Origin of the sequence: Streptomyces sp. NPDC052043, from assembly GCF_044548235.1 — a bacterium.
In the GTDB taxonomy this organism is placed as follows: Bacteria; Actinomycetota; Actinomycetes; order Streptomycetales; family Streptomycetaceae; genus Streptomyces.
The window spans coordinates 411,189-434,685 of the sequence record NZ_JBIUBT010000006.1 but is presented as its reverse complement, the minus strand read 5'-3'; the positions used below and the strand labels follow the sequence as shown (position 1 = coordinate 434,685).

24 protein-coding genes, 2 tRNA genes, 1 other RNA gene and 1 pseudogene are annotated in these 23,497 nt (G+C 72.0%); 12 read left to right on the top strand and 16 right to left on the bottom strand.

Annotated features, from left to right (window positions below; all coding sequences use genetic code 11):
• Positions 1-2: 2 nt before the first annotated feature.
• The 3 genes from purD to ffs form a co-directional block, all read right to left on the bottom strand.
• Positions 3-1,256, bottom strand: a complete 1,254-nt coding sequence (gene purD / locus ACIHCX_RS18890; protein WP_400030711.1) for a phosphoribosylamine--glycine ligase — start codon at positions 1,254-1,256, stop codon at positions 3-5.
• Positions 1,257-1,471: 215 nt separating this feature from the next.
• Entirely contained in the window at positions 1,472-3,784 is a 2,313-nt protein-coding gene (locus tag ACIHCX_RS18885) for a DNA polymerase III subunit gamma and tau (RefSeq protein ID WP_400030709.1), read from the bottom strand.
• Between the two features lie 46 nt (positions 3,785-3,830).
• Positions 3,831-3,929, bottom strand: an RNA gene (ffs, locus tag ACIHCX_RS18880) — signal recognition particle sRNA small type.
• A gap of 72 nt (positions 3,930-4,001) precedes the next feature.
• On the opposite strand from ffs, the gene ACIHCX_RS18875 reads away from it, so the two are divergent.
• Positions 4,002-4,089, top strand: a tRNA-Ser gene (locus tag ACIHCX_RS18875).
• Between the two features lie 67 nt (positions 4,090-4,156).
• Here ACIHCX_RS18875 and ACIHCX_RS18870 read toward each other — a convergent pair.
• A pseudogene (locus ACIHCX_RS18870) lies at positions 4,157-4,258 on the bottom strand (integrase); the annotation flags it as partial.
• Between the two features lie 71 nt (positions 4,259-4,329).
• Between ACIHCX_RS18870 and ACIHCX_RS18865 the strand changes: the two are divergent.
• Positions 4,330-5,238 (top strand): class I SAM-dependent methyltransferase, encoded by a 909-nt coding sequence (locus tag ACIHCX_RS18865; protein WP_400030707.1) that lies wholly within the window; start codon positions 4,330-4,332, stop codon positions 5,236-5,238.
• 73 nt (positions 5,239-5,311) lie between these two features.
• Here the strand turns inward: ACIHCX_RS18865 and ACIHCX_RS18860 are convergent, their stop codons facing one another.
• The 5 genes from ACIHCX_RS18860 to ACIHCX_RS18840 all read right to left on the bottom strand — a co-directional run bounded on the left by ACIHCX_RS18860 (position 5,312) and on the right by ACIHCX_RS18840 (position 11,080).
• Positions 5,312-5,659: a hypothetical protein gene (locus ACIHCX_RS18860; RefSeq protein ID WP_400030705.1), complete on the bottom strand. Its 348-nt coding sequence runs from the start codon at positions 5,657-5,659 to the stop codon at positions 5,312-5,314.
• A gap of 163 nt (positions 5,660-5,822) precedes the next feature.
• Positions 5,823-6,935: an LAETG motif-containing sortase-dependent surface protein gene (locus ACIHCX_RS18855; RefSeq protein ID WP_400030703.1), complete on the bottom strand. Its 1,113-nt coding sequence runs from the start codon at positions 6,933-6,935 to the stop codon at positions 5,823-5,825.
• Positions 6,936-7,188: 253 nt separating this feature from the next.
• On the bottom strand, positions 7,189-7,656 hold the full coding sequence (locus ACIHCX_RS18850) for a hypothetical protein (protein WP_400030701.1): 468 nt from the start codon (positions 7,654-7,656) through the stop codon (positions 7,189-7,191).
• An 80-nt stretch (positions 7,657-7,736) separates the two neighbouring features.
• Positions 7,737-9,719 (bottom strand): NRAMP family divalent metal transporter, encoded by a 1,983-nt coding sequence (locus tag ACIHCX_RS18845; protein WP_400030698.1) that lies wholly within the window; start codon positions 9,717-9,719, stop codon positions 7,737-7,739.
• Entirely contained in the window at positions 9,716-11,080 is a 1,365-nt protein-coding gene (locus tag ACIHCX_RS18840) for a magnesium transporter MgtE N-terminal domain-containing protein (protein ID WP_400030696.1), read from the bottom strand. The genes ACIHCX_RS18845 and ACIHCX_RS18840 overlap by 4 nt, the downstream gene beginning before the upstream one ends.
• A 238-nt stretch (positions 11,081-11,318) precedes the next feature.
• On the opposite strand from ACIHCX_RS18840, the gene ACIHCX_RS18835 reads away from it, so the two are divergent.
• The gene (locus ACIHCX_RS18835) at positions 11,319-11,738 is read left to right on the top strand and encodes a CBS domain-containing protein (RefSeq protein ID WP_400030694.1); all 420 of its coding nucleotides are present in this window, start codon (positions 11,319-11,321) and stop codon (positions 11,736-11,738) included.
• A gap of 82 nt (positions 11,739-11,820) precedes the next feature.
• Here the strand turns inward: ACIHCX_RS18835 and ACIHCX_RS18830 are convergent, their stop codons facing one another.
• The 6 genes from ACIHCX_RS18830 to ACIHCX_RS18805 all read right to left on the bottom strand — a co-directional run bounded on the left by ACIHCX_RS18830 (position 11,821) and on the right by ACIHCX_RS18805 (position 17,823).
• Positions 11,821-12,327, bottom strand: a complete 507-nt coding sequence (locus ACIHCX_RS18830) for a MarR family winged helix-turn-helix transcriptional regulator (protein WP_400030692.1) — start codon at positions 12,325-12,327, stop codon at positions 11,821-11,823.
• 226 nt (positions 12,328-12,553) lie between these two features.
• Positions 12,554-13,972 carry an MFS transporter gene (locus tag ACIHCX_RS18825; protein WP_400030837.1) on the bottom strand — a complete coding sequence of 473 codons (1,419 nt, stop codon included), beginning with the start codon at positions 13,970-13,972 and terminating at the stop codon, positions 12,554-12,556.
• 148 nt (positions 13,973-14,120) lie between these two features.
• Complete coding sequence (locus ACIHCX_RS18820) at positions 14,121-14,495, bottom strand: STAS domain-containing protein (protein WP_400030690.1); 375 nt, start codon at positions 14,493-14,495, stop codon at positions 14,121-14,123.
• Positions 14,496-14,585: 90 nt separating this feature from the next.
• The gene (locus tag ACIHCX_RS18815; RefSeq protein ID WP_400030688.1) at positions 14,586-15,470 is read right to left on the bottom strand and encodes a DUF2637 domain-containing protein; all 885 of its coding nucleotides are present in this window, start codon (positions 15,468-15,470) and stop codon (positions 14,586-14,588) included.
• 11 nt (positions 15,471-15,481) lie between these two features.
• Positions 15,482-15,772, bottom strand: coding sequence for a hypothetical protein (locus ACIHCX_RS18810; RefSeq protein WP_400030686.1), 291 nt, complete (start codon positions 15,770-15,772; stop codon positions 15,482-15,484).
• A 140-nt stretch (positions 15,773-15,912) separates the two neighbouring features.
• A complete protein-coding gene (locus ACIHCX_RS18805; protein ID WP_400030684.1) occupies positions 15,913-17,823 on the bottom strand; it encodes a copper resistance protein CopC in 1,911 nt (636 codons plus the stop codon).
• Positions 17,824-18,097: 274 nt separating this feature from the next.
• Here ACIHCX_RS18805 and ACIHCX_RS18800 point away from each other — a divergent pair, with 274 nt between their 5' ends.
• From ACIHCX_RS18800 to ACIHCX_RS18790, 3 genes are all read left to right on the top strand, one after another.
• Complete coding sequence (locus ACIHCX_RS18800; RefSeq protein WP_400030682.1) at positions 18,098-18,781, top strand: HdeD family acid-resistance protein; 684 nt, start codon at positions 18,098-18,100, stop codon at positions 18,779-18,781.
• Between the two features lie 206 nt (positions 18,782-18,987).
• Positions 18,988-19,284: a type II toxin-antitoxin system VapB family antitoxin gene (locus ACIHCX_RS18795; RefSeq protein WP_004943146.1), complete on the top strand. Its 297-nt coding sequence runs from the start codon at positions 18,988-18,990 to the stop codon at positions 19,282-19,284.
• 235 nt (positions 19,285-19,519) lie between these two features.
• On the top strand, positions 19,520-20,143 hold the full coding sequence (locus ACIHCX_RS18790) for a LytR C-terminal domain-containing protein (protein WP_400030835.1): 624 nt from the start codon (positions 19,520-19,522) through the stop codon (positions 20,141-20,143).
• Between the two features lie 66 nt (positions 20,144-20,209).
• Here the strand turns inward: ACIHCX_RS18790 and upp are convergent, their stop codons facing one another.
• Positions 20,210-20,845, bottom strand: a complete 636-nt coding sequence (gene upp / locus ACIHCX_RS18785; RefSeq protein ID WP_400030680.1) for a uracil phosphoribosyltransferase — start codon at positions 20,843-20,845, stop codon at positions 20,210-20,212.
• A 150-nt stretch (positions 20,846-20,995) separates the two neighbouring features.
• Between upp and ACIHCX_RS18780 the strand changes: the two genes are divergently transcribed.
• The 6 genes from ACIHCX_RS18780 (at position 20,996) to ACIHCX_RS18755 (ending at position 23,307) form a co-directional block, all read left to right on the top strand.
• Entirely contained in the window at positions 20,996-21,232 is a 237-nt protein-coding gene (locus tag ACIHCX_RS18780) for a hypothetical protein (RefSeq protein WP_400030678.1), read from the top strand.
• A 280-nt stretch (positions 21,233-21,512) separates the two neighbouring features.
• Positions 21,513-22,046 carry a hypothetical protein gene (locus ACIHCX_RS18775; protein WP_400030833.1) on the top strand — a complete coding sequence of 178 codons (534 nt, stop codon included), beginning with the start codon at positions 21,513-21,515 and terminating at the stop codon, positions 22,044-22,046.
• 83 nt (positions 22,047-22,129) lie between these two features.
• Positions 22,130-22,561: a tRNA adenosine(34) deaminase TadA gene (gene tadA, locus ACIHCX_RS18770; RefSeq protein ID WP_400030676.1), complete on the top strand. Its 432-nt coding sequence runs from the start codon at positions 22,130-22,132 to the stop codon at positions 22,559-22,561.
• Positions 22,562-22,629: 68 nt separating this feature from the next.
• Positions 22,630-22,714, top strand: a tRNA-Ser gene (locus ACIHCX_RS18765).
• 129 nt (positions 22,715-22,843) lie between these two features.
• Positions 22,844-23,014: a hypothetical protein gene (locus tag ACIHCX_RS18760; RefSeq protein WP_400030845.1), complete on the top strand. Its 171-nt coding sequence runs from the start codon at positions 22,844-22,846 to the stop codon at positions 23,012-23,014.
• Positions 23,014-23,307 carry a Dabb family protein gene (locus ACIHCX_RS18755; RefSeq protein ID WP_400030831.1) on the top strand — a complete coding sequence of 98 codons (294 nt, stop codon included), beginning with the start codon at positions 23,014-23,016 and terminating at the stop codon, positions 23,305-23,307. The genes ACIHCX_RS18760 and ACIHCX_RS18755 overlap by 1 nt, the downstream gene beginning before the upstream one ends.
• The last annotated feature ends 190 nt before the right edge of the window (positions 23,308-23,497 follow it).

The following is a 23,497-nucleotide window of genomic DNA, read 5'->3' as shown; positions in this document are numbered from 1 at the left end:
CGTCAGGCGTCCGCCGCGGCCCTCGCCGCGATGTCCGAACGGTGCTGGGAGCCGTCGAGGCGGACGCGGGCCACGGCGGTGTACGCGCGGTCGCGGGCCTCGGTCAGGTCCTTGCCGGTCGCCGTCACGGACAGCACGCGGCCGCCCGCGCTCAGGACGGTGTCGCCCTCGCGCCGGGTACCGGCGTGCAGCACGTAGGTGTGCGGGGCGTCCTGCGCGGCCACCTCGTCGAGACCGGTGATCGGATCGCCGGTGCGCGGGGTGCCGGGGTAGTTGTGCGAGGCGACGACCACGGTGACGGCCGCCTCGTCGGTCCAGCGCAGGGGCTCCAGGTGGGCGAGATCGCCGGTGGCGGCGGCCATCAGGACTCCCGCCAGCGGGGTCTGGAGGCGGGCGAGGACCACCTGGGTCTCGGGGTCGCCGAAACGGGCGTTGAACTCGATCACGCGGATGCCGCGGCTGGTGAGGGCGAGCCCCGCGTAGAGCAGGCCGGAGAACGGCGTGCCGCGGCGGCGCATCTCGTCGACGGTGGGCTGGAGCACGCTGTGCAGGACCTCGTCCACGAGCTTGGGGTCGGCCCAGGGCAGCGGCGAGTACGCGCCCATGCCGCCGGTGTTCGGGCCCTCGTCGCCGTCGAGCGCCCGCTTGAAGTCCTGGGCGGGCTGGAGCGGCACGACCGTCTCGCCGTCGGTGACGGCGAAGAGGGAGACCTCGGGTCCGTCGAGGTACTCCTCGATCACCACGCGGCCACACGCCGCCGAGTGCGCCTCGGCCGCCTCGACGTCGTCGGTGACGACGACGCCCTTGCCGGCGGCGAGCCCGTCGTCCTTGACGACGTAGGGGGCGCCGAAGGCGTCGAGGGCCGCACCGACCTCCTCAGGCGTCGTGCACACGTACGAACGCGCCGTGGGTACGCCTGCCGCGGCCATCACGTCCTTGGCGAAGGCCTTGGAGCCCTCCAGCCGCGCCGCCTCCTTGGAGGGGCCGAACACCGGGACACCCGCCGTGCGCAGGGCGTCGGCGACGCCGGCGACCAGCGGGGCCTCGGGGCCGACGACCACGAGGTCGGCGCCCAGTTCGGCGGCCAGCGCGGACACGGCCGCGCCGTCGAGGGCGTCGACCTGGTGCAGCTCGGCGACCTCGGCGATGCCGGCGTTGCCGGGCGCGCAGTGCAACGCGGTGACGGCGGGGTCGAGGGACAGAGAACGGCACAGGGCGTGCTCGCGGGCGCCGCTGCCGATGACGAGGACCTTCACGAGGTCAGCCTAACGGCAACGGCGCGGAGCGCTTTGTGCGGGCCGCCGAGGGGAGAGCGGCGGGACGTTCGTATGTTCCTCTGAGCAAAGCCGAGGTGGGCCGGGGCGGGGCGGGGAGGCCTTCGGCCTCTGCCCGTGACTCCGCTACTCCGTCACTCCCTGATTCCGCACCCGGTCACTCCGTCAGTCCGTCACTCCGTCACTCCGTCACTCCGTCACTCCGTCGAATACTCCTCGACCACCGTCGCGCCCAGTTCCCGGACGATCAGTTCGTGACCGGACAGGGCCGACTCGTCGAGATCCGGGTCGTCGTCCTCGGGGATGTCGTCCTCGGGGGCGACGGGAGCCGGTTCGAAGGCGGAGGGCCGGGATGCCGGAGCGGACGCGGGTGCCGTCGCGGACGGCGGCCTGTTCGGGGCCGCGGCGGGAGCGGGCGCCGCCGGAGCCGCGGACTGGGGACCCGCCGGCGTACGCTGCGCCGCCGCGCCGCCACCGGCGCCGTAGCCGCCACCACCGCCGCCGTAGCCGCCGCCTCCGGGGCCTGCGCCGAAGCCGCCGCCCGGGGACGGGGGTACGGAGCCGCCGCCCGTCGGGTCGACGACGGCCTCGATCTTCCACTGGACGTTGAACTGCTCGGCCAGCGCCTGATGCAGCACGTCCTCGCTGCCGCTGCTCGCGAAGTTGTCGCGGGCACCGGCGTTGACGAAGCCGATCTGGAGGGTGGTGCCGTCGAATCCGGAGACCTGGGCGTTCTGGCTGAGCAGGATCCAGGTGAAGCGCCGGCGGTTCTTCACCGCTTCGAGGATGTTCGGCCAGAGGGTGCGCGGGTCGAGCCCGCCGCCCGCCGGGGCCGGCGGGGTGGGGGGCACCGAGGCTGCGGCAGGCCTCGCCGCGGGTGCCTGCCGCGCCGGGGCCGGGGCACTGGACGCGCTCGGCGCCTGCCCGCCGCCCGGGGCCGCCGCGGTGGGCCAGCCGCCCGGCCGCCGGCCACCGCCCGCGGCCGCCGCGGTGGGCCAGGCACCGGGCGCGGAGGGTGCGGGGGTCGGCGGTGCGGCCGTGGGAGCAGGTGCGGGAGGGGCCGGCGCGGGGGGTGCAGCCGCCTCCTGGGGACGGTCGCCCGCGGTCGGACCAGGGGGTGCGGAGGGGACGGCGGGCCCGGCGGGCACGTCCGGGGCTCCCGAACCCCGTACTGCCGCCCGAGCCGCGGCGGCCCCGCCGCCCGGTGGAACAGGCGGCACAGACGGAGCCGGAGGAGCCGGAGGGACCGGCGCCGCACCCGCGCCGCCCCCCGCCGCGGTCGGCATTCCCCCGTGCACGTCGGGTCCGGGCACGTACCCCATCGCGGGCGCACCCCCGCCCGCGGAGAAGCTGACGCCGCGCTCGATCCGGTCGAGGCGGGCCATCACGGACCGCTCGTCGCCGTAGGCGGCGGGCAGCAGTACGCGGGCGCAGATCAGCTCGAGCTGGAGGCGGGGCGAGGTGGCACCGCGCATCTCGGTCAGCCCCTCGTTGACGAGGTCGGCGGCACGGCTCAGTTCGGCGGCGCCGAAGGACCGGGCCTGGGCCTGCATCCGCTCGACGACGTCGACCGGGGCGTCGATGAGCCCCTTCTCGGCGGCGTCCGGGACCGCGGCGAGGATCACCAGGTCCCGCAGCCGCTCCAGCAGGTCGGCCACGAACCGGCGGGGATCGTTGCCCCCCTCGATCACACGGTCGACGACCTCGAAGGCGCCGGAGCCCTCCCCGGAGGCGAAGGCCTCGACGACGGAGTCGAGCAGCGAGCCGTCGGTGTACCCGAGGAGTGAGGTGGCCATGGCATACGTCACACCCTCCTCCCCCGCACCGGCGAGCAGCTGGTCCATGACGGACATGGAGTCACGCACGGACCCGGCGCCGGCCCGCACGACGAGGGGCAGGACGCCGTCCTCGACGGGGATGTCCTCCTTCTGGCAGACCTCGCCGAGGTAGTCCCTCAGGGTGCCCGGCGGCACCAGGCGGAAGGGGTAGTGATGGGTGCGCGACCGGATGGTCCCGATGACCTTCTCGGGCTCGGTCGTGGCGAAGACGAACTTCAGGTGCTCCGGCGGCTCCTCGACCACCTTGAGCAGCGCGTTGAAACCGGCCGGCGTGACCATGTGGGCCTCGTCGATGATGTAGATCTTGTACCGGCTGCGGGCGGGCCCGAAGAAGGCCTTCTCGCGCAGGTCACGGGCGTCGTCCACACCACCGTGCGAAGCGGCGTCGATCTCGATGACGTCGATGGATCCCGGCCCGTTCCTGGCCAGGTCACGGCACGAGTCGCACTCCCCGCAGGGGGTCGGCGTCGGCCCCTTCTCGCAGTTCAGGCACCGGGCGAGGATCCGCGCGCTGGTCGTCTTGCCGCACCCGCGCGGACCGCTGAACAGGTACGCGTGATTGACCCGGTTGTTCCGCAGCGCCTGCTGCAACGGGTCGGTGACATGCTCCTGCCCGATGACCTCGGCGAACGACTCCGGGCGATAGCGGCGGTACAGCGCGAGAGACGACACGCATACGAGGTTATAGGCGTCCACCGACAACGTGTCCGGCCCCGCGAACGCAAGCGCCCCCCACGCACCCGCCAGAGCCGACCTACCCTTGCTGCCTTCCGGCCCTGGGGGAGTTCAGTCAGATAGCGCCGCGTGAGGGGCTCCGCAAAGAGTACCCGATCCCGGGGGCCTGCAACGAGTTCGCGAGCACTCCTCCGAGTCATGTAATGTTTCCGGCGGAGGATTCGCCTAGAGGCCTAGGGCGCACGCTTGGAAAGCGTGTTGGGGGCAACCCCTCACGAGTTCGAATCTCGTATCCTCCGCCAGTGCCTCACCGGGCACGATGTCGAAGGGCCCCACCGTTCGCGGTGGGGCCCTTCGACGTTGTCCGTGCGCGTCGCCGACCTGCTGAGCGACCTTGCGGAGCATGACCCCCGTCACATGCGTGTACCGGGCGCGCATCCGGGCCGCTCCCCCGGGCTCCCACCCCATGATCCGACGACGGCTGAGGTACGCGCCGGAAAACCGGTGGAGCCGGCGGAGCATGTGTCCGTACCGTTCCTGGGGTGACCTATCTGAGTCCCCTGGGATATCTGCTGGGCATCGAGGGCGCCGCTCTGCTGCGCGGCTTCCGGGAGGGAAGCGCCGACCGGGCGTTTGTCGAGGCCCGACTCGCCGAGATCCGGACGCTGCTGGACACGCCCGCCCTTGCACATACCGAGGGCGTGACGGCGAGTGAGGGCACGATCAGCGCGGCCGACGTCTACCGGTCTTGGGCGCCGCACTACGACGCCCCCGGCAACCAGATGATCGACCTCGAACAGCCTGTTGTCCGGCGCATCCTTGACGGCCTGCCCGTCGGCACAGCCCTGGACGCCGCCTGCGGCACCGGCCGTCACACCAGCTACCTGCACCAGCTCGGCCACCACGTGATCGGCGTGGACGCTTCACCGGAGATGCTTGCCCAGGCCCGCGAGCGCCTGCCGGATGTCGACTTCCACGAGGCTGACCTGCACCGGCTGCCGGTTCCCGACAACGCGGTCGACACCGTCGTCTGCGCGCTCGCCCTGACCCACGTCTCCGACCTGGCCCCCGTGCTGGCTGAGTTCGCGCGTGTCCTGCGTCCCGGCGGTCACCTCGTGATCTCTGACGCCCACCTGCTGGTGTCCTACCTCAGGCCGACGCTGGCCCGCCATCCCGGCTCGGACGGCCGCCCGTCCCTCCTCACCGAGTACCACCGCCCGCTCAGCGCCTACCTCGCCGCAGCCCTCCCACTCGGGTTCCAGGTCCGGCACTGCGAGGAACCCCGCCGCCCGCGTCGCTCCCTCGCCCCCGACACCGCGCCGGACCCGCTCCCTACACATATGTCCTGGGACCTCATGCACTGGTGCCCGGAAGCTTCGGCCGCGGCCCTGGACGAGTCCCCGGTCGCGGTCATCTGGCACTTCCAACTCGAAGGCACTGGGAAGAGCTGAGCACCGTCCCGCACGGAACCACAGCAACCATCACCGCCCGGGCCGTCTGGTTCCTGCCGGGGAAACCACTCCTTCACTCGTATCCCTCAGCCTTCAACCAACGCCTCAATGCACCGCTGTCCTCAACCACCGACGAAATCTCGCCCCTGACGCCTTCGAGATCGCCAGTCGGCCTGGGCCGTGTCGATGGCCCCTCGCCAGTCGTTACCTTGAGCATGTAGAGGCGGACATGCTCCCAGTACCAGGCCGAGAAACGTCGAGCATCGTCGGGCTCGAGTCGCCCTGACTGTTGCCATCGACGGCTGAGATCCGCCGCCGCGCCGGGATCCATGCTGCGAAACCAGCGCTCAACGTGCCGAGCCGCCGTGGCAGCATCCTCGGTCGGTGTCGGCAGCTTCTTCTTGCTGCTCCAGAACTTCATCGTCCGCCCCCACTCGTCAACCAGCCAACCGCATGGTCCCGGCCCAATTCACGGTCCGGTAGATCACCACTTCCCGCTGCACCCGCCTACGGATCAGATGGCGAAGGGCCGCGCCCGCGTGTGCGGGTGCGGCCCTCGTGATTCAGTGCGTCAGGGACGCGAATCAGGCCGTGGCAGCGCCGGTGTCGGCCTTGCGGCGACGCACGACGAACACGGCGCCCGCGCCGACGGCGACCGCGGCGCCGCCCGCCAGGGCGATCGCCGGCAGCACCGAGCTGGAGCCGGTCTCGGCGAGGTGGCCCTGCGGGACGATCTCGTTGTCCCCGGCGGGCTTGGCCGGCAGCGGCTTCCGGCCGCCCTGCGGCTTGGCGTCGCCCGGGGTGCCCGCGTTCGCGCCGGCGGCGAGGACGTCGAACTGGTAGAAGTCGTCGTCACTGGCGAAGACGCAGTTGCCCTTGTCATCGGCGTACATGCCGATGGAGATGGCGAAGCCCAGGCCGGCCGGGGCCTTCTTGTCCACGCTCAGCCGCAGGTCGATGGAGAAGGACTCCTTGGCCTGGACATCGGTGTAACCGAGGTAGCCGCTGGTCTCGTCGTTCACGTCCACCGAGATGTTCTGCCACGTGCCGGTGGTCGGGTCCTGGTACTGCAGGGTGAGGAAGCGCGACTCGTCCGTGTACTTCTTGTCGTCGATCAGGGCCGCGAACACACCCATGTCGACGCGCTTGTAGGTGTTGTTGCCGGAGTTCTTGACGTTCAGCTTGAAGTTGTGGAATCCGCTGCCCGCGACGATCTTCGAGGGCAGGCCGGACAGGCTGGTGCGCAGGTTCTTGTCCTGCTTGTAGTCGTCGGTGTCGTTGCACATCTGCGGGCCCGGCGTCTCGGACGGCGAGGCGCTGGGGCTGGGAGTGGCCGGCTCCTTGTCGGTGGGCGTGGTGCCCTCGTCGTCCTTCGAGCCGGACCCGTCGTCGGTCTTGGTGTCGGACCCGTCGTCGGTCTTGGTGTCCGATCCGTCGTCGGTCTTGGTGTCGGACCCGTCGTCGGTCTTGGTGTCCGATCCGTCGTCGGTCTTGGTGTCGGACCCGTCGTCGGTCTTGGTGTCGGACCCGTCCTCGGACCCGCTCGACGCAGCCGACTCGCTGTCGGCAGGGGCGGGGGTGCTGGAGGAGGAGCCGGGGGTGCCCTCTGTCGCGAAAGCGGCCGGGGCCGCAAGAAGGACAGCAGGCGTGATGGCGGCCGTAGCGGCAGCGAGAGCCAGGTAGCGGCGAAGCTTCATGCGAACCTCAGAACCGGGTGTGATCAACGTATTCGCACAGGAGATCGCTGGGAGACTCAAAGGGTTGCGCAACGTTTTGCACGTCAGGGTGTGAGGTGCATCACGAGCGTGGAAGCGACAACGGTTGTATGCCCGGGCCGATTCTCAGCCAAAGTGTCTTCGGCCAGGTCAGACAGGGTTTCGAGCGCGACACCGCGACGACGAAGGCTCCGGCCGCGTCGCGGCCGGAGCCTTCGCTTTTGCTGGGGCCGGCTCATTCAGGGGTCTTGTCCTCCAGGGGCGGGGATCCACCGCGTCTGGATTCGGCGGCCGCCACGATGAGGTGGGCCGCTTCGGCGGGGAGGGCGAGGTGCCTTTCCAGCCATACGGCGTCCGTGCCCTGGGTGTGGGTGGCGAGGACCCAGGCGGCGTAGAGGCGTTCGCGGGAGGGCGCGGCCGGGGCCCTCAGAGTGGCGCGGATCGCCTCCTCGGGGAAGCCTTCCAGGGCGTGGGCCGTGAACCACGACGTGTCGACCGGCTCGGCGGTCCGGGCTCGTGGGCGTTCGGACGGACGGGGCCGAACCCGCCCTCGCCGCACCCTCGTGCCGACGATCAGGGTGACGAGCGCCACGGCCAGCACGGCAGCGGCCACGCCCGCGCGGTCGGCGGCGGGGAACCTCGTCCACACCGGCAGCAGATAGGCCACCACACGATCGCCGTGGTGCGGGTAGGAGAGGATCACAGCAGGGCCTTCCTCACCCCTCCATCCTCACTCCGCGTCCGGGCCCCGGCCACCTCCCCGACCGGGAACCCCGACCCGGCTCAGCCGATCTGGACGGCCTTGACCACCAGCAGCAGCGCGGCGATCACCAGGTACCCGCGCAGCAGGCACATTCCGAGTCTGAGCCCGGGGGACCAGACGACCGGCTCCAGCAGGGCCAGCGGAGGCATGCGCCAGCTCTCGCGTTCGGCACGGGAGGTCTTCGGGGGCGGGGCCAGGGCCGCCGGGCCTCGGCGGGCACGGACGACGCGCAGCCCCACGGCCGCGCTCAGCAGCCCCACGACCAGCACACCGGAGAGCCACAGCGCGACCCGGGTGGTGTCCAGCGACGGGAACAGGGTCGTCGCGACGAGGATTCCGGACAGCGTCAGGAGCACCGCGATGATCGTCGACGCGACCATGTTGAGCCAGGGCGGATTGACCCAGGGGCCGAGGACCGACCGGTCGTTGCAGAGCAGCAGCAGGAAGACCGACGCGGAGGGGAGCAGCAGTCCCGCCAGGGCCTGGACGGCGGTCGTGATCAGCCCGAGGGGCGCGTCGGGGATCAGCACGACGGCGGCCGCGACCAGGACCATCCCGGCGTAGGTCCCGTAGAACGCCTTGGCCTCGCGGAAGCTGCGGTGCAGGGAGTGGCGCAGGTGGAAGACGTCGCCGAAGGCGTAGCTGGTGGCCAGGGTCACCGCCGCGGCTCCGATGATCGACGCGTCCAGGAGCACGACGGCGAACATCACCCCCAGCACGCGGCTGTGCCCGCCCAGGGCCTCGGCGACGCCCAGCGCGTCGGTGAAGTGCCCGGCCGCGCTCGTGCCGCTCACCGCGTAGTCGGCCACGACGACGACGGCGACGGCGCCTGCGATCACGACGAGGGAGCCCAGCACGGTGTCCGCGCGCTCATGGCCGACGAACCGCGGTGTGATGCGTTTGTCGATGATGTTGGACTGCTGGAAGAACAGCTGCCAGGGGGCGACGGTCGTCCCGACGATCGCGATGATCAGCAGGACCGCCTCCGAGGTGACCCCGCCCTGCACACCGGGGACGACCAGGTGGTGGACGGCCGCCCCGTAGCGCGGGTGGCTCATCAGCGCCAGCGGCACCAGCAGCAGGCTGACGGCGATGAAGGCGAGCATCGCGCGTTCCCAGCGCCGGAAGCTGCCCGTGGCGGTGATCGCGACCAGGGCGAGGGCGGCGACGGGCACGGCGATGTACTTGTCGACGCCGAGGTAGCTCAGGGCGAGCGAGACTCCGATGAACTCGGTGACGATCGTCAGGAAGTTCAGCACGAACAGGTCGCCGACGCTGAACCAGCCCCAGAACCTGCCGAAGCGCTCGTTGATCAGCCGGGCGTGCCCGACACCGGTGACGGCGCCGAGCCGGACCACCATCTCCTGGTTGACGATGAGGACGGGGATGAGGAGCAGGAGCACCCACAGCAGGCTGTAGCCGTAGTTCTGGCCCGCCTGGGCGTACGTGGAGATCCCGCCGGCGTCGTTGTCGCCGACCATCACGATCAGGCCGGGGCCGACGATCGCCAGGAACGTCAGCAGCCGCCGCTTCAGGCTCCGGCTGGAGTCCGCCTCCTCCAGCCGGATACGCCCCAGGGCTCCCTCGATGTCGCCGAGGTGGGCCTCGTCCAGTACCGCTGTAGGGCGGGGGTGAGGTCGGGGGCGGGCGTAAGGCCGGGGGGCGCCGTCGCGTTCCGGCGGCGTGGCACGCTCAGGCGTCGTGGCGCGTTCCGGGGTGCCGGGGCCGACGCCCGGTGGCCCGCCCGGGGCTGCGGGGTGCGCACCGCCCTGCGCCTGTGGGCGCGGGCCGGGCGCGGGCCGGGCCCCGTCCGGGAGCGGACCGGACGCACCGGGGTGATCCGAGGGGCGGGCACCGGATCCGGACCGGCCGCCTTCCGGAGGACCACCGGTCCCGGACCGACCACCGTCCGGAGGACCACCGCCCCCGGGCGGACGGTCCTCCGGGCGGGAGCCGGGCCGCGGCTGCTGCGGTGGGCGACGCTCGGGACGGGGCTCCCTCATGGTGAGGGCTCCTCGGGCTCGTCCAGGTCCGTGGCACCGCCGGCCACCACGGCGCTGCCGACCTCGGTGGTGCGGTGGGCGTCGGGGGGCGGAGCCACGTCCCGGCGCCGCCAGTCCTCCGGCAGCGTCGCCTCCAGCACGTCGTCGACCGTGATCACGCCGAGCAGGACGCCTTCGTCGTCCACGACCGGCAGGGTGATGAGGTTGTAGTCCGTCATCAGCAGAGCGACGTCCACCAGGTCCGTGTCCGGGCCGACGCGCACGGGATCGGCCTCGCTCACCTCGGCCAGCAGGAGTCCTGGATCGCTCTGCAGAATGGTGACCAGCCGGACCCAGCCGAGCAGCCGTCCGTCCTCGTCGGCGGTGTAGACGCTGGTCAGCGCCTCCGGTTGGAGCCGGCTCGCCCGCCTGACCGCCGCCTCGGCCTCACTCACCGGGGTGTCCGGAGGCAGGGCCAGAAAGTCCATCCCCATCAGACCGCCGGCGCTGTCGGGGTTGAACCCCATCAGGGTCAGCACCTTGGCGCGCTGTCCGGCGGGCAGCAGCTCCAGCACGGTACGGCGACGGCCCTGCCGCAGATCGTCGATGGCGTCGGCCGCGTCGTCCGCCCGCATCCGCGCCAGGACGGCGGCGACCTCCTCGTCGGTGCGGGCGTTGAGCAGGCGGGAGGCCCGGTCCTCCTCCAACTCCTCGAAGACGTCCGCCTCCAGTTCCGGGTCCTGCCGGACGTCGCCGAGGATCTCGCGTTCCTCGTCCCGGGAGGCGTCCTCGAGCAGGTCGGCGATCTCCGCCGGGCGAAGGCGCCGGATCCGGGTCGTGGGACGTCGGACCAGCGCGCTGCGGCTGTGGCCGATCAGCGGCTCGAACGCCTTCCAGTCGCGGCACGCGTGCCCCGTCGAGCGGTCCCCGAAGATCCCCAGCAGCCGGTGCGGGCGGTGCGTGTCCACGCCCGACAGCAGCCACTGGCCTTCCCGTTCGGCCAGTTCCACGTCCTGCGCGCGCACCAGGCGTGCCTCGCCGACATCGATCAGCCGGTGGCCCAGCACGTCCGCCCGCAGCAGCACCTCGCCCTCACGCCGCTCGAACGACCGCAGGTCCAGCCGTGCGCTCTCGAGCTCCACCAGGCCCTCGGCGTCGAGAGCGGCCACCTGCTCGACCGGGACGAACAGCTCACGGCCACCCACGCCGACCACGAGCCCGGTCACCACCGGATAGTCGGCCCCGCGCAACCGGACGATCACGTCGGAGAGCCGGCCGAGCGACCGGTCGCCCGGGTCCACCACAGGGCGCTTCACCAGCGACGACAGATGGACGGGCGACCGCGCCCGGTGCGCGGCCGGCCGTGGCGAAGACGGACTCACGGTCATCGCTCTGCCCTGCCCGAAACGTCGGTTGACCTCGCGACCAACGGTATTGAACTACCACAAACACGCGCAAACTCCTCACCTGGAGTGAGGTGCTGTCTCAGGCGGCAGCCGGGACTCCACGGCATGCGGCGGGCACCCGGAGAACCGACACTGGTGGTATGCCGAACTGGCCGGGGCGGGCCAGGCTCTTGGCTCTCTCCGTGCCGGCCATCGAAGCTCGAAGGAGACGGCCATGACCACTGCACGGGAGATCATGCACACCGGTGCCACATGCGTCCAGGAGAGCGAGACGCTGGAGGACGCGGCGCGCCGGATGAAGGAGCTGGACGTCGGAGCCCTGCCGATCTGCGGGCCCGACGACCGCCTCCACGGGATCATCACGGACCGCGACATCGTGGTGCAGTGCCTCGCCATGCGGAAGGACCCCCGGACCATGACCGCGGGTGAGCTGGAGCAGGGCAAGCCGATCACGATCGACGCGAACGCCGACAGCGGCACTGTCCTGCGGACCATGGAGGAACACCGGATCCGCAGGCTGCCCGTCATCGAGAACCACCGCCTGGTCGGCATGATCAGCGAGTCGGACCTCTCACGCAGCCTGCCGGAGACGCAGGTGGGCCACTTCATCGAGACCGTCTGCGCGACCGCCTGACACCGAAGCACCCGGCGGGACGAAAGAGCACCCAGCACGATGAGGGGGCTCCGACCGGATTCCGGTGGGAGCCCTCGCCGTGTCAGCCCGCAGCCGTGCCGTCTTCCAACTGACCGAGTTGTTCGGCGAGTTGGAAAAGGGCTGGCAGAGCTGTGGCGATGGCGGCCCGATCGGAGTCGCCCAGGGAGGCCAGTGCGGCGTCCATCCGGCGTTCGTGCGCGGCGGTCCACGCGGCGAGCTGGTCGCGTCCGGCGTCGGTGAGGGTGACGACGGAGGCGCGGCGGTCGGCGGAGTCGACCTCGCGCGCGACCAGGCCCGTGGTGATCATCTGGCCGATCAGTCCGCTGACGGTGCTCGGCGCGAGCCGCTGGCGGGCGGCGAGATCGCTGATCCGGGCGGGCGAGTGCTCACCGAGCACCTGGAGCAGCTCGACCTGGGCCATGGGCAGCTTCTCCCACGGATAGTCGGTACGGATCGAGGCCCGCAGGGCGCGGCGCAGGCGGGTGACAGCCTCGGTGAGCAGTCGGGCGTCCGGCGCCTCGGCGGCGGGGCCGGGCAGGGGGAACTCGGAACGGGGCTGCTCGGACATGCGGCAAGGGTAGCCGGGTCCCCGCACCCACCCTTCTGCCGATGCGCGCCCGCCTGACCGTGCCCGCCCTTCTGCCCCTACGCGCCCTCCGGACCGCGCACGCCCTTCCGCCCGTACGCGCCCGCCCAACCGCGCACGCCCTTCCACCCGTCCACGCCCTCCAGTCGGTTCGGCCTCCGGGCCGTTCACCGGCTCACGCGGGTTGTCCGTCGGCTGGCGCACCGTTTCACGCCCCGAGTCCAGGGCGGGTCGGCCGGGACTCGCCCCGGTCCGGCCCCAGCCAGGCCGAGACGACGGCGACGACCGACATCGCCACCAGAATCGCCGCGGACCACCGGGCACCGGCCTCGATCCCGCCGCCGGCCGCCAGATGCAGGGCAAGGGTCACCAGGGCCACTCCCAGGGCGGTGCCCAGACCGCGGGTCATGTTGACCAGGCCGCCCCCGGTGCCGGAGGAACGGGCCGGGATCGCGCCCATGATCAGGGCGTTGTTGGCCGGGGTGAACATCCCCAGCCCCACGCCGACCAGGGCCAGCAGCGGCACCAGCCAGGCGATGGTCAGGGGAACGGCCAGGAGCCCGCCCGTGGCGAGGAGGAACACGCCGGTTCCGGTCAGGCACCGCCCACGGTCGCTGAAGGAGCGTGGCAGCAGCCGGTCACCGCCGGTGGCGCCGAGGGCGAACCCGGCGGGCAGGGCGGTCAGCACCACTCCCGCGGTCAGCTCCGAGACCCCCCGCGCGGTCAGCACGACCGGCACCAGCACCAGCGGGCCGAACAGCACCAGGTAACCACTGAGCGCTCCGACCAGCCCCCACGCGACCGCGCGCACCCGCAGCAGAGCGAGATCGAGCAGCGGCGTGGCGGTACGCCGCTGACGGCGGACGAAGCCCCAGCCGGCCGACGCCGCCACGCCGAACAGCAGGACCACGCTCCAGCCGGGCACCGGCAGACCGGAGGCCGCGGACACGCCGAGCAGCGCGCACGTCGTCGCCACGGCCAGCAGTACCAGCCCGGCCCAGTCGAAGCGGACGACCTTCGTACGGGCCCTGGTGCGCGGCAGCAGATAGTGGCCGCTCACCAGCGCGATCACCCCGACCGGCACGTTCACCCAGAACACCCAGCGCCAGCCCATGGTGGACACCAGCGCGCCACCCACCGTCGGTCCCAGGGCGAGTCCCAGCGCCTGTGCGGCGGCCTGCACCCCGAGCGCGCTGCGCATCCGCCCGCGGGGTGCGCTGGTGGTCACCAGCGCGACGCTGTTGGCCTGCATCAGCGCCGCCCCGGCCGCCTGCGCCACCCGGAAACCCACCAGCGCGGCCAGGGAGGGCGCCAGTCCGCAGGCGGCGGACGCCAGCGTGAAGACGGCGAACCCGTACAGGTACAGCAGCTTGCGGCCGTGGGCGTCCGCGAGCCGCCCGGCCGGCACCAGCAGCGCCACCAGGGCCAGCAGATACGCCAGCGACACCCATTCCACCGCGGCGAGCGAGGCGTCGAACTCCGTGCGCAGACTGCCGTAGGTCAGCGTCACGATGCTCGCGTCCAGCTGACCCATGAAGGCCCCGAAGCACACCGTGGCCACGGCCAGCCGCCAGGCGTTCGGCCGCGACCGGATCCCCTCCGGGCGGGCCCGCTCCACGGTGAGCACGGCGGGCCAGCGCGGGCGGGACGGGGTGTGCGTCGTATCCGGAGCCATGCCCCCAGATTACATCGGTCACCGAACTATTCGGGATCCGTCCGATCAGGGGTCCCGCCGCCGGCGAACGAAACCCTCCTGGCCCCGTGGCCCCGGAGCCCTACATCGCCCCTGACCCCCCTGAGTCACCTGAGCCTTCTGCCGCCCCTAAGTCCTCCATCACCGCGGCCCTGTCGAGCCCGGCGTGGTGCAGGGTCCGGTGCACGGTGCCCCGGGCTCCGCGAATGGTGAGCGCGGCCGCCGGCCACCGCGTGACGACCCGCAGCAGGGCGTAGGCGCACGCGAGGTCGAGATGGGTGGCCCCGCTCACGTCGACGACCCACTCGTCGGCCTCGTTCAGCGGCGGGGCCGCGAGCCCTTCCTCCAGTGGCCGCAGGGCTTTCGCCCCGATGTCCCCGGTGAGTATCAGCTCGGCCCGTCGGCCGTCGGTCGCCCTGACCACAAGGGGCGACACCGGTAGGTGCGCGGCTGCCATGGCGGCCTCCTTCGCGTCCGCCACACTCCGTCCACCTCCATGGTGACCCCGGCACCACGTCCGTGGGGCCCGGTCCGGGCGCCGATCGGCTCAGATCCTCTTGCGTGCCACGCCTCCGGCCGGTCGCGCCGCCGTCGTGATGCGGCGGGTGTCGCGGGCGGTGGACATGGGCGGGGTCTCGGTGCGGGGATGGCGGTGGCGGGGCGTGGTGCGCCGGGGCGGCCGGGTCAGGGTGATCTGGCGTACGAACTGCTGGAAGCAGGCCAGGGAGGCCAGCGCCGGCAGGGCCGCCGCGGCGATGTCCGCGATCGTCCTCGGTGCCTGCAACACGCACAGGAGCATCGCGATGGACGAGAAGATCAGCACCACGCTCCAGGAGTGGACGGCGCGGCGCTGGTGCAGCGCGGCCCGCAGCACGGACAGCGAGGCCACCAGCCAGGGACCGTAGACCAGCAGCGGCCACCAGGACGCGATGCCGTCCTGCATCCGGGCCACGGCCACGACGTGGAGGGGATCGTAGGCAACCATTCCGCCGAAGAAACTCACCGAAGAAGCGATCACCGCGGCCAGCGCGGCGATGAGGTGACTGGTGGTCCGCAGGACGTTCGGACGCTTGCGTTCCCGGACCTTTCGATGGCTTCGGGCGACCTCCTTCAAGGGGGGCAGTTCCGCCGTGATCGCCTGGAGGTTCTCCAGGGGCGTGTTCGGAGCGGGCTCGGGGACCGGTTCCTCGTCCTGGGCGAGAGGCGTGTCCGCCCGGTGCGCCTCCATCGCGTCCTGGAGCATGAAGGCCAGTTCCTCGGCGGGATCCCACGCCGCGTCCGGCGGTTCCAGGGGAGACGTGAAGAACTCCGCCGGACCCCGGTGCCGGCCGGTGCCGGCCCCCTCGTATCCGTCAGGATGGGTCGGGTAACCGGGATAACTCGAATAGTCAGCCGAACGGCCGGAAAGATGATCGATACGCTCGTCGTACATTACGCGGCCGGCTATTTCGCCGCGGAGAAACGGGACCGGCCCTCCGCACCGAGCCAGCGGCGGGCGAGGTCGGCTTCCAGTGTGCTCATCGCGTCCAGGAAATCCCGCAGCAGGGGCTCCGTCACCTTGAGTGCGACCGGAAAACCGCCCCTGGTCAGGGTGCCGTTGACGGTGGTCGACGAATGCACCGGGGCGGGAAGGTAGGTGTAGGGTCCCAGTGCGACCGCGTGCGCGGCGACCGGGTCCTCTCGCTCCTGACCCCCGAACAGACCCCAGTATCCTTCCCTGGCTGCCTTAGTCATATCCCGACTAACGCCGTCCGACTTCCCCGGATGCGCGGCAAACGGGTGAAGGAATTCCCTGATTAGCTCTATATGTGCGATCGGATGTCTCATCCGTACAAATGAAGAGACACGACGCGCCGGTGGGCGTCCCGTGGGCACTAGCGCAGAATCTGGACCTTCCGCTCCTCGCTCACCTGGTCGATTTCCGACACCCGTACCGTCGCCTTCATGGTCCAGGTGCCGGGGATCGGGAGGTTGAGGGAGTCGGTGCCCCAGTAGCCGCCCCTTTTGGTGAGCCCGGCGTCGATGGGGCCGATCCTCTGTGCGGGCAGGGACAGGGACAGGCGCAGTTCGGGGACGACGGCCAGGCCGCCGTCCGGGCCGTAGACCACGGCCTCCACCGCGTTCTGGCCGACGCGGCCCGGTTCCAGGGTGATCTGCACCTTGCCGTGGCCGCCCGGGGTGCCGACGTCGAACGGGATGACCGTGACGGAGGCGCCCGGAACCCCGCCCTCGGGCGTGGCCTCGGCCGCCTCGGCGGCCGCGCGACCGGGCAGGGTGCCGGTCAGCACCGTGGTGAAGACCAGGACCGCGATGCCCACGGCGACTTCGGCCAGCACCGAGCGGCGCAGAGCGCGGCGGCAGGCCTCGGGTGCGGCCGGCTCCGCGTCCGCCGTCACCAGCCGTGCCGTCCAGCGCCGGGAACGGGCCGCCACGGCCAGCAGCAGTGCCACCAGCACGAGTTTGACCAGCAGCAGCCTGCCGTACGCCGTGCCGGTGAGGGCGGTCCAGGAGCCGAGGCCGCGCCAGGACTGGTAGACGCCGGTGACCACGAGGACGGTGACGGCGCCGAAGGCGATCCGGGAGAAGCGCGCCACCGCCGCGGTCAGCGCGGCACCGTCGGCGGATGGCGCCGTGGCTCCGGCCGCCGTCCCGGCCGCCACACCAGCCGCCGCGGGACGCGGGCCATCGACCTGGGCGGTCGCGGCCGCGTCGGCGACAGCGGGACCAGGGCCCCCAGCACCGTCCGACGAACCGAGCCCCCCGGCACCGTCCGGGGCCGCCGGCGCGCCGCGTGGAGCCTCCGGCTCGTCCGTCGTGGCGTGCTGAAGCGTGGTCAGGAGGGCCGTCAGGCCGCCCAGCCAGACCGCCATCGCCAGCAGATGGAGCACCGACGACGCCATCGCCACCGGAACCTGGATGCCGGCCGAGGCGTGCTCGGACCCCGCCCACGTCAGCGCCAGGGCGAGGGCCAGCGCGGCGCCCGCCGCCAGGGTCGCGTGCGAAGGCCTCTCCCACGGCCGGCGCCGGAACAGCCGTACCAGGAGGGCGGCCGCCGGTGCGAGCAGGGCCAGGCGGGCCAGCAGCACCAGACCGGGGCGGCCGGTCAGGGTGCGGAAGAGAGCCGCGGGGTCGAAGGCCGACGCCGGACCGGTCCCGGTCTCGTAGGGCGCCCGCAGCACCAGTAGGGCCAGCGTGGAGACCAGCAGGGCCCACCAGCCCGCCACCAGCGGCTTGCGCAGCGGGCCCGCGTCCGGCGGGCGGCACAGCAGCACGAAGGCCGCCGTACCGACGAGCAGGGCCGCGGCGCCGTAGGCGGTGTAGCGCGCGAGGTCGTGGAGGCCGCGGGTCGTGGGGTTCTCGGCCGGGCCGGTGTTGATCGCGGCCGTCGTCGGGGAGGGCTTTCCCACCGAGAAGGTGAAGGCGCCCGAGACGGGGTGGCTGTCCGCCGACACCACCCGCCACGCCACGGTGAACGTGCCTTCGCCCAGCCCGTTCGGGAACGCCACCCGGGCCGTGTCCGGGCGTCCCGGCGCGTGCTGCGGCTCGCCCGTGCGCACCCGCCGCCCCTCGGGGTCGAACAGGCGGAAGGAGTCGTCGAGCAGGCTGACGGACTCGGTGAACGCCAGCGTGATCGTGCCGGGCGCCGTCCTGAGCACGGTTCCGTCGGCAGGGTCCGCGCCCCGCAGGACGGCGTGGGCCGAGGCGGGTCCGGCGCCGCCGAGGAGGAACAGGACCAGCACCGCGCCGAGCAGCGCCAACTCCCCAAATCGTCGCCGTCCGGTCACGTCACTTCCCCGTCTTGGAACTGTCTTGGAACTGCCTCGGAACCACGGAACTCGCCGGCTTCTGGATGGGTACGGACGAAGACGGCGCTTTGCTCACCGAGGATCCCGCGGGAAGGCCGTCCTCCGCGGCAGAAAAGGCCAGTTGGGCGCGGGGGCGGGGGGCGGGGCGGGCACGGAGCGAGGAGCCGGCGACCGGCGGGCGACCATCCGAACACGTCAGCCGAGTGGCCGGTCCCGGGTGGCGGTACGTGGACGCCCGGTTTCAGCATGGACCATGAGCGAGCCACCACCGACCAGCGGCCTCGAAGGCCCGGGATACGACGATCGTCGCGTCCACGCCACGCGTGACCCACGGGACCCGCGGGCAGCGCAGCCCCCACAGCACGAACCGGCGCTGGAAGGGCCCCTGCACTTCCTGTCCCACGCCGCCTGGCAGGCGGTCCTCGCCACCGGTGTGGCCGCCCTGGTCCTCGGCATCCTGGTACTGCTCTGGCCGGGCGCCTCCCTGCTGGCCGCCGGAGTCCTCTTCGGGATCTACCTGCTGGTCAGCGGCGTGCTCCAGTTGGTCTCCGCGTTCGGCACCCACAAGACGACCTCGTTGCGCGTGCTGGCCTTCGTCAGCGGCGCCCTGTCGATCCTGCTGGGCCTGCTGTGCTTCCGCGGCGCCACGCAGTCGATCCTGCTGCTCGCGCTGTGGATCGGCATCGGCTGGCTGATCCGCGGCATCACCCTGACGATCGCCGCCGTCCACGACCGCACCGTGCCGGCGCGCGGCTGGCAGATCTTCCTCGGCGTGCTCACCTTCATCGCCGGGATCGTGCTGATCGACTCTCCGCTCCGGTCGGCCGCGGTGCTCATCGTGCTCGGCGGCTGGTGGCTGGTGGTGGTCGGCATCTTCGAGATCGTCACCGCCTTCCGCGTCCGCGAGCACGCCCGACGCGTCCCCCGTACCGTGTGACCCGCTGTCCACAGCCTGTGCACAACCATCCGGCGGCGGGAACTCCCGCGCCACGCGGCCCGGGTGCGGTTCCACCGCCCGTCACCTCAAGCCCCCGCCGCCTCCACCCCCCGTTCCCGGTTCGCCCGGTTTTGCTGCAGCATGTCCAGCGCCGCACTCCGGCGGCCGGGCTGCGCCCGCAAGGTCTGGGCCGGTAGGCTCTCCGTGTGATCTTCAAGCGCATCGGAAACGGCCGGCCGTACCCCGACCACGGCCGGGAGAGCACCCGGCAGTGGGCGGACGTCGCGCCGCGCCCGGTCCGCCTCGATCAGCTCGTGACCACCAAGCAGCAGCTCGACCTGGAGACCCTCCTCGCGGAGGACTCGACGTTCTACGGCGACCTCTTCGCGCACGTCGTGAAGTGGCAGGGCGACCTGTATCTGGAGGACGGCCTCCACCGCGCGGTGCGCGCGGCGCTCCAGCAGCGCCAGGTGCTGCACGCGCGCGTGCTGGAACTGGACTGAGCATCCGGGCGCCGAGGCCCACGCCTGTGAACCGGGACCGTGAACCGATCCCCTGAGCCGGCGCGTGCGCCCGGATCCACGCCCGGATGTGCGCCGTCCGGTGCACGGTGCGGACCCCCGATCGGTAACGGCTTGGACCTTTCGGGTTCTGCTGGGCCGCTCCAATGATCATCTAGTAGGAATCACCGCTCACGCGCACTACGCTGCGCTCATGAGCATGCTGACTCCCCCCGGCATGGGCGGGAAGTACCGGATCACGGGGAACAGATACCCGCGGATGCGCAAGCCCCGGCGGCGCGGCAGGCTCGTGTTCCTCGCCGTCGCCTCCGTCGCGGTGCTGGGCGTGATCGGCTGGGGCACGTGGCAGCTCATCGACGTCTTCACCGGCGGCGGGACCGCCTCGGCGGCCGGCGGGGGAGACTGCCCGGCCAAGGCGTCGCCCGCGGCGAGCCCGTCGGCGACGAGCCCGGCCCGGGCGCTGCCCGAGCCGGGCCGGATCACGGTGAACGTCCTGAACGCCACGCCCCGCGGCGGCCTGGCCAAGCAGACCGCGGACGAACTGAAGAAGCGCGGCTTCCGCATCGGTCAGGTGGGCAACGCGACCAAGGAGTTCGACAAGAAGATCAAGGGCGCCGGACTGCTCCTCGGCCCGGCCTCCTCGCTGAACACCTCGCTGCCTGTCCTCGGCACCCAGCTCGCCGGGGCGGAGCGTCGCACGGACACCCGCAAGGGCACCGACGTGGACCTGATCATCGGCACCGGCTTCACGGCGCTGACCCAGCAGGCGGCCGCCACCGAGGCGCTGACCGCCCTGACCGCCCCGCAGCCCTCGGCGACCGCCCCGAAGAAGGGCTGCTGAGGTTCCGCGGCCGGTCAGTGGCGGGTGGTCCCGCGGGGCGGCCGGAGGGCCGGACGACGGACCGGGTTACTCGGCGGCGCCGTACATCCGGTCGCCCGCGTCTCCGAGGCCCGGAACGATGTAGCCGTGCTCGTTGAGGCGTTCGTCGACCGAGGCCGTCACCACGGTCACCGGGGTGCCCGCCAGGTCGCGTTCCATGACGGCCACGCCCTCGGGGGCGGCCAGCAGGACGACCGCGGTCACGTCGTCGGCGCCGCGCTTGATCAGCTCCTGGATGGCCGCGACCAGCGTGCCGCCGGTGGCCAGCATCGGGTCCAGGACGTAGACCTGACGGCCGGAGAGGTCCTCCGGCATGCGCGTGGCGTAGGTCGAGGCCTGAAGCGTCTCCTCGTTGCGGATCATGCCGAGGAAGCCCACTTCGGCGGTCGGCAGCAGCCGCACCATGCCGTCCAGCATGCCGAGCCCGGCCCGCAGGATCGGCACCACCAGGGGCCGCGGGTGGGAGAGCTTGACGCCGGTGGTCCGGGCGACCGGCGTGTTGATGTCGACCTGTTCGGTGCGCACGTCGCGGGTCGCCTCGTAGGCGAGCAGGGTGACCAGTTCGTCGGCGAGCCGCCGGAAGGTCGGGGAGTCGGTGCGGCGGTCGCGCAGCGTGGTGAGCTTGTGAGCGACCAGCGGGTGGTCGACGACGTGGAGACGCATGGGCCAAGAGTAATCGGGCCCCGATCCGGCCCGCCCGCCCGCCGCCCTCTGGCCGACGGACCGGGCCGCGCCCCCGCCACCGTGCGCTGCTGTGGCGTCAAACCCGCCGTCGGGGGGAAAGTGGGAAGGACGGACCGGGGTGGTGAGTCGATGCCTGATCGCGAACGGGAACCCGACCAGGACCCGTCGCCGCGCGCGCGGCGCGAGACGGCAGACCTTCCCGAGACGGCCGGCGCGGCGGATGCCGACGCCGAGCGGCGCCGCCGCCGGGCCCGGTTCCTGCGCGACCTCGCCGAGGCCCGGGCCCTGCGCGACCGCGTCCAGCCCCGCCGCGCCAGGACCGCCCGACTGCGGCACGCCATGCGCATGCGCACGTTCCGCTGGTAGGACGCCACCTCCACCCGCACGGACGCCACAGCCGGTGGGTGTACGTGGCCGCCGGGGTAAAGCCGCGTACGATCCGCTGGTGGCGGCAACGTGCGCGCTGGTGAGTCCTTTACCGGTGTGCGACCAAAACCGCCGGACACAGGGTGCCGAAGACGTCCCCTGACGGCCTTGTTTCTGCCACGATTCCGAGTGGGTGGGGCTCGGAGCCCAGCTCCCCCGCCCAGAACCTCCGCCGGGGGGACCCCCAACCGGCACGCCTATGACCAGTGGGAGAGTCACGGTGTACTTCGCCGCACTGCTCGCGCGCACCGAAGACGGGTGGGAAGCGAGCGACACAGAGCTCGACGATGTGGAGACGCTGGCCGACCTGGCCGACCTGGCCCGGGAGGCCTCGACCGACGACGACACGGTGCTTGTCCTGATCGAGCAGGAGGGCGCGTGGTTCGGCGTGGTCCGCCTGGACGGCGAGGACGACCCTCGTATCTACGTCTCCGACGCGGCCGCCGCCGCCCGTAGTTCGTACGGCGAGATCCTGCTCACCGACGAACTGCTCGGCCGGGAGCCCGGCGACGACGGCCCCGACCTGGACTCCCTCGACCTCGACGGCACGGAGGACGGTGAACCGGAGTCCACCGACGACGACGAGGAGTCGTCGTCCGCCGAAGCCATCACGCACAGCCCGCTGGGCGACGGCGAGATCCTCGACGACCTCGGGGTCGACGCTAAGGAGCTGCGCACCCTGGACCCGGAGGACGCGCTGAACTCCATCGCCGAGGCCCTGGGCGCCTCGGAGGTGCTGGAGACCGTCCGCTGACCGGGCCGAACGCGCCCGACCCGGGTGGGACGCCGGACCCGGCCGGCGTCCCGGACCCGGTGCGCGACCGCTGGCGGGCCGCCATGCGACTCGCCCTGGACGAGGCCGGGCAGGCCCTGCCGGGCGGGGACGTGCCCGTCGGCGCGGTCGTGCTGTCCGGCGACGGTACGACCGTGCTCGGCGTCGGCCACAACGAGCGGGAGGCCACCGGCGACCCGACCGCCCACGCGGAGGTGCTCGCCATCCGGCGGGCCGCCGCGAGGACCGGGCAGTGGCGGCTGTCGGGCTGCACGCTGGTGGTCACGCTGGAGCCGTGCACGATGTGCGCCGGAGCGATCGTGCTGTCCCGGGTGGACCGGGTGGTCTACGGGGCCCGCGACGAGAAGGCGGGCGCCGCCGGCTCCCTGTGGGACGTCGTACGGGACCGGCGGCTCAACCACCGGCCCGAGGTGATCGAGGGCGTGCTCGCGACGGAGTGCGCCGCGCTGCTGACCGACTTCTTCCGCGGCCGCTGAGCCCCGGCCGCCGGGGCGGGACGGAAACGGATTTCGGACCACGGCCCGGTTGCTGTAAGGTCTCCCTCGGTAGCGTGTCCGAGCGGCCGAAGGAGCTCGCCTCGAAAGCGAGTGTGGCGCAAGTCACCGAGGGTTCAAATCCCTCCGCTACCGCTCGAGAAGGGCCCCGTCCGTCAGGACGGGGCCCTTCGTGCGATCATCGACAACGCTCGGCCCGGACGGTACCGACTACAGGCAACTCAGCGACAGGGACATCACCTACAGGGGGAGGCCGCGTTGGCGATGAACGCCAAGAAGATCGCCGTCTATGTACTCGTGGTCTTCGTGCTGTATGTGATCATCACGGATCCCGCCAAGGCGGCGAGCTACGTCCAGATAGGGTTCGAGGGCATCTCGGACGCCGCCAAGGCGATAGGCGACTTCATGACGTGGGCCGCCAACGGAGGAGAATGATGATCCGCCACCTGGTCCTCTTCAAGCTGAACGAAGGCGTCGAGCGGGACGACCCGCGCGTCACCGCCGGAGCCGAGGCCTTCCGCGCCCTCGGCGGGCAGATCGAGGACCTGCGCTTCTGGGAGTGCGGCTGGAACGTAAGCGACCGGCCCATCGCCTACGACTTCGCGATCAACTCGGCCGTCGAGGACGCCGACGCGCTGCGCCGGTACCTGGAGCACCCGGCCCACCAGGCGGGCGTGGCCCGGTGGCGCGAGTTCGCCACCTGGGTGATCGCCGACTACGAGTTCTGACGGCCGGTCACCTCTCAGCCGTACGGCCGTACGGCTGCATGCTCAGCCCCGCATCGGAACGGTGCGGGGCTTTTCCGTCTCTTATGCCCTAATTCATCCCTCAACACGTGCATATGCGGTGCTTGAACACGATGCACCTGTCTTGTGATGCTATGACCGCTTTTGACGGATGAGTTGATCGACGAAGAGG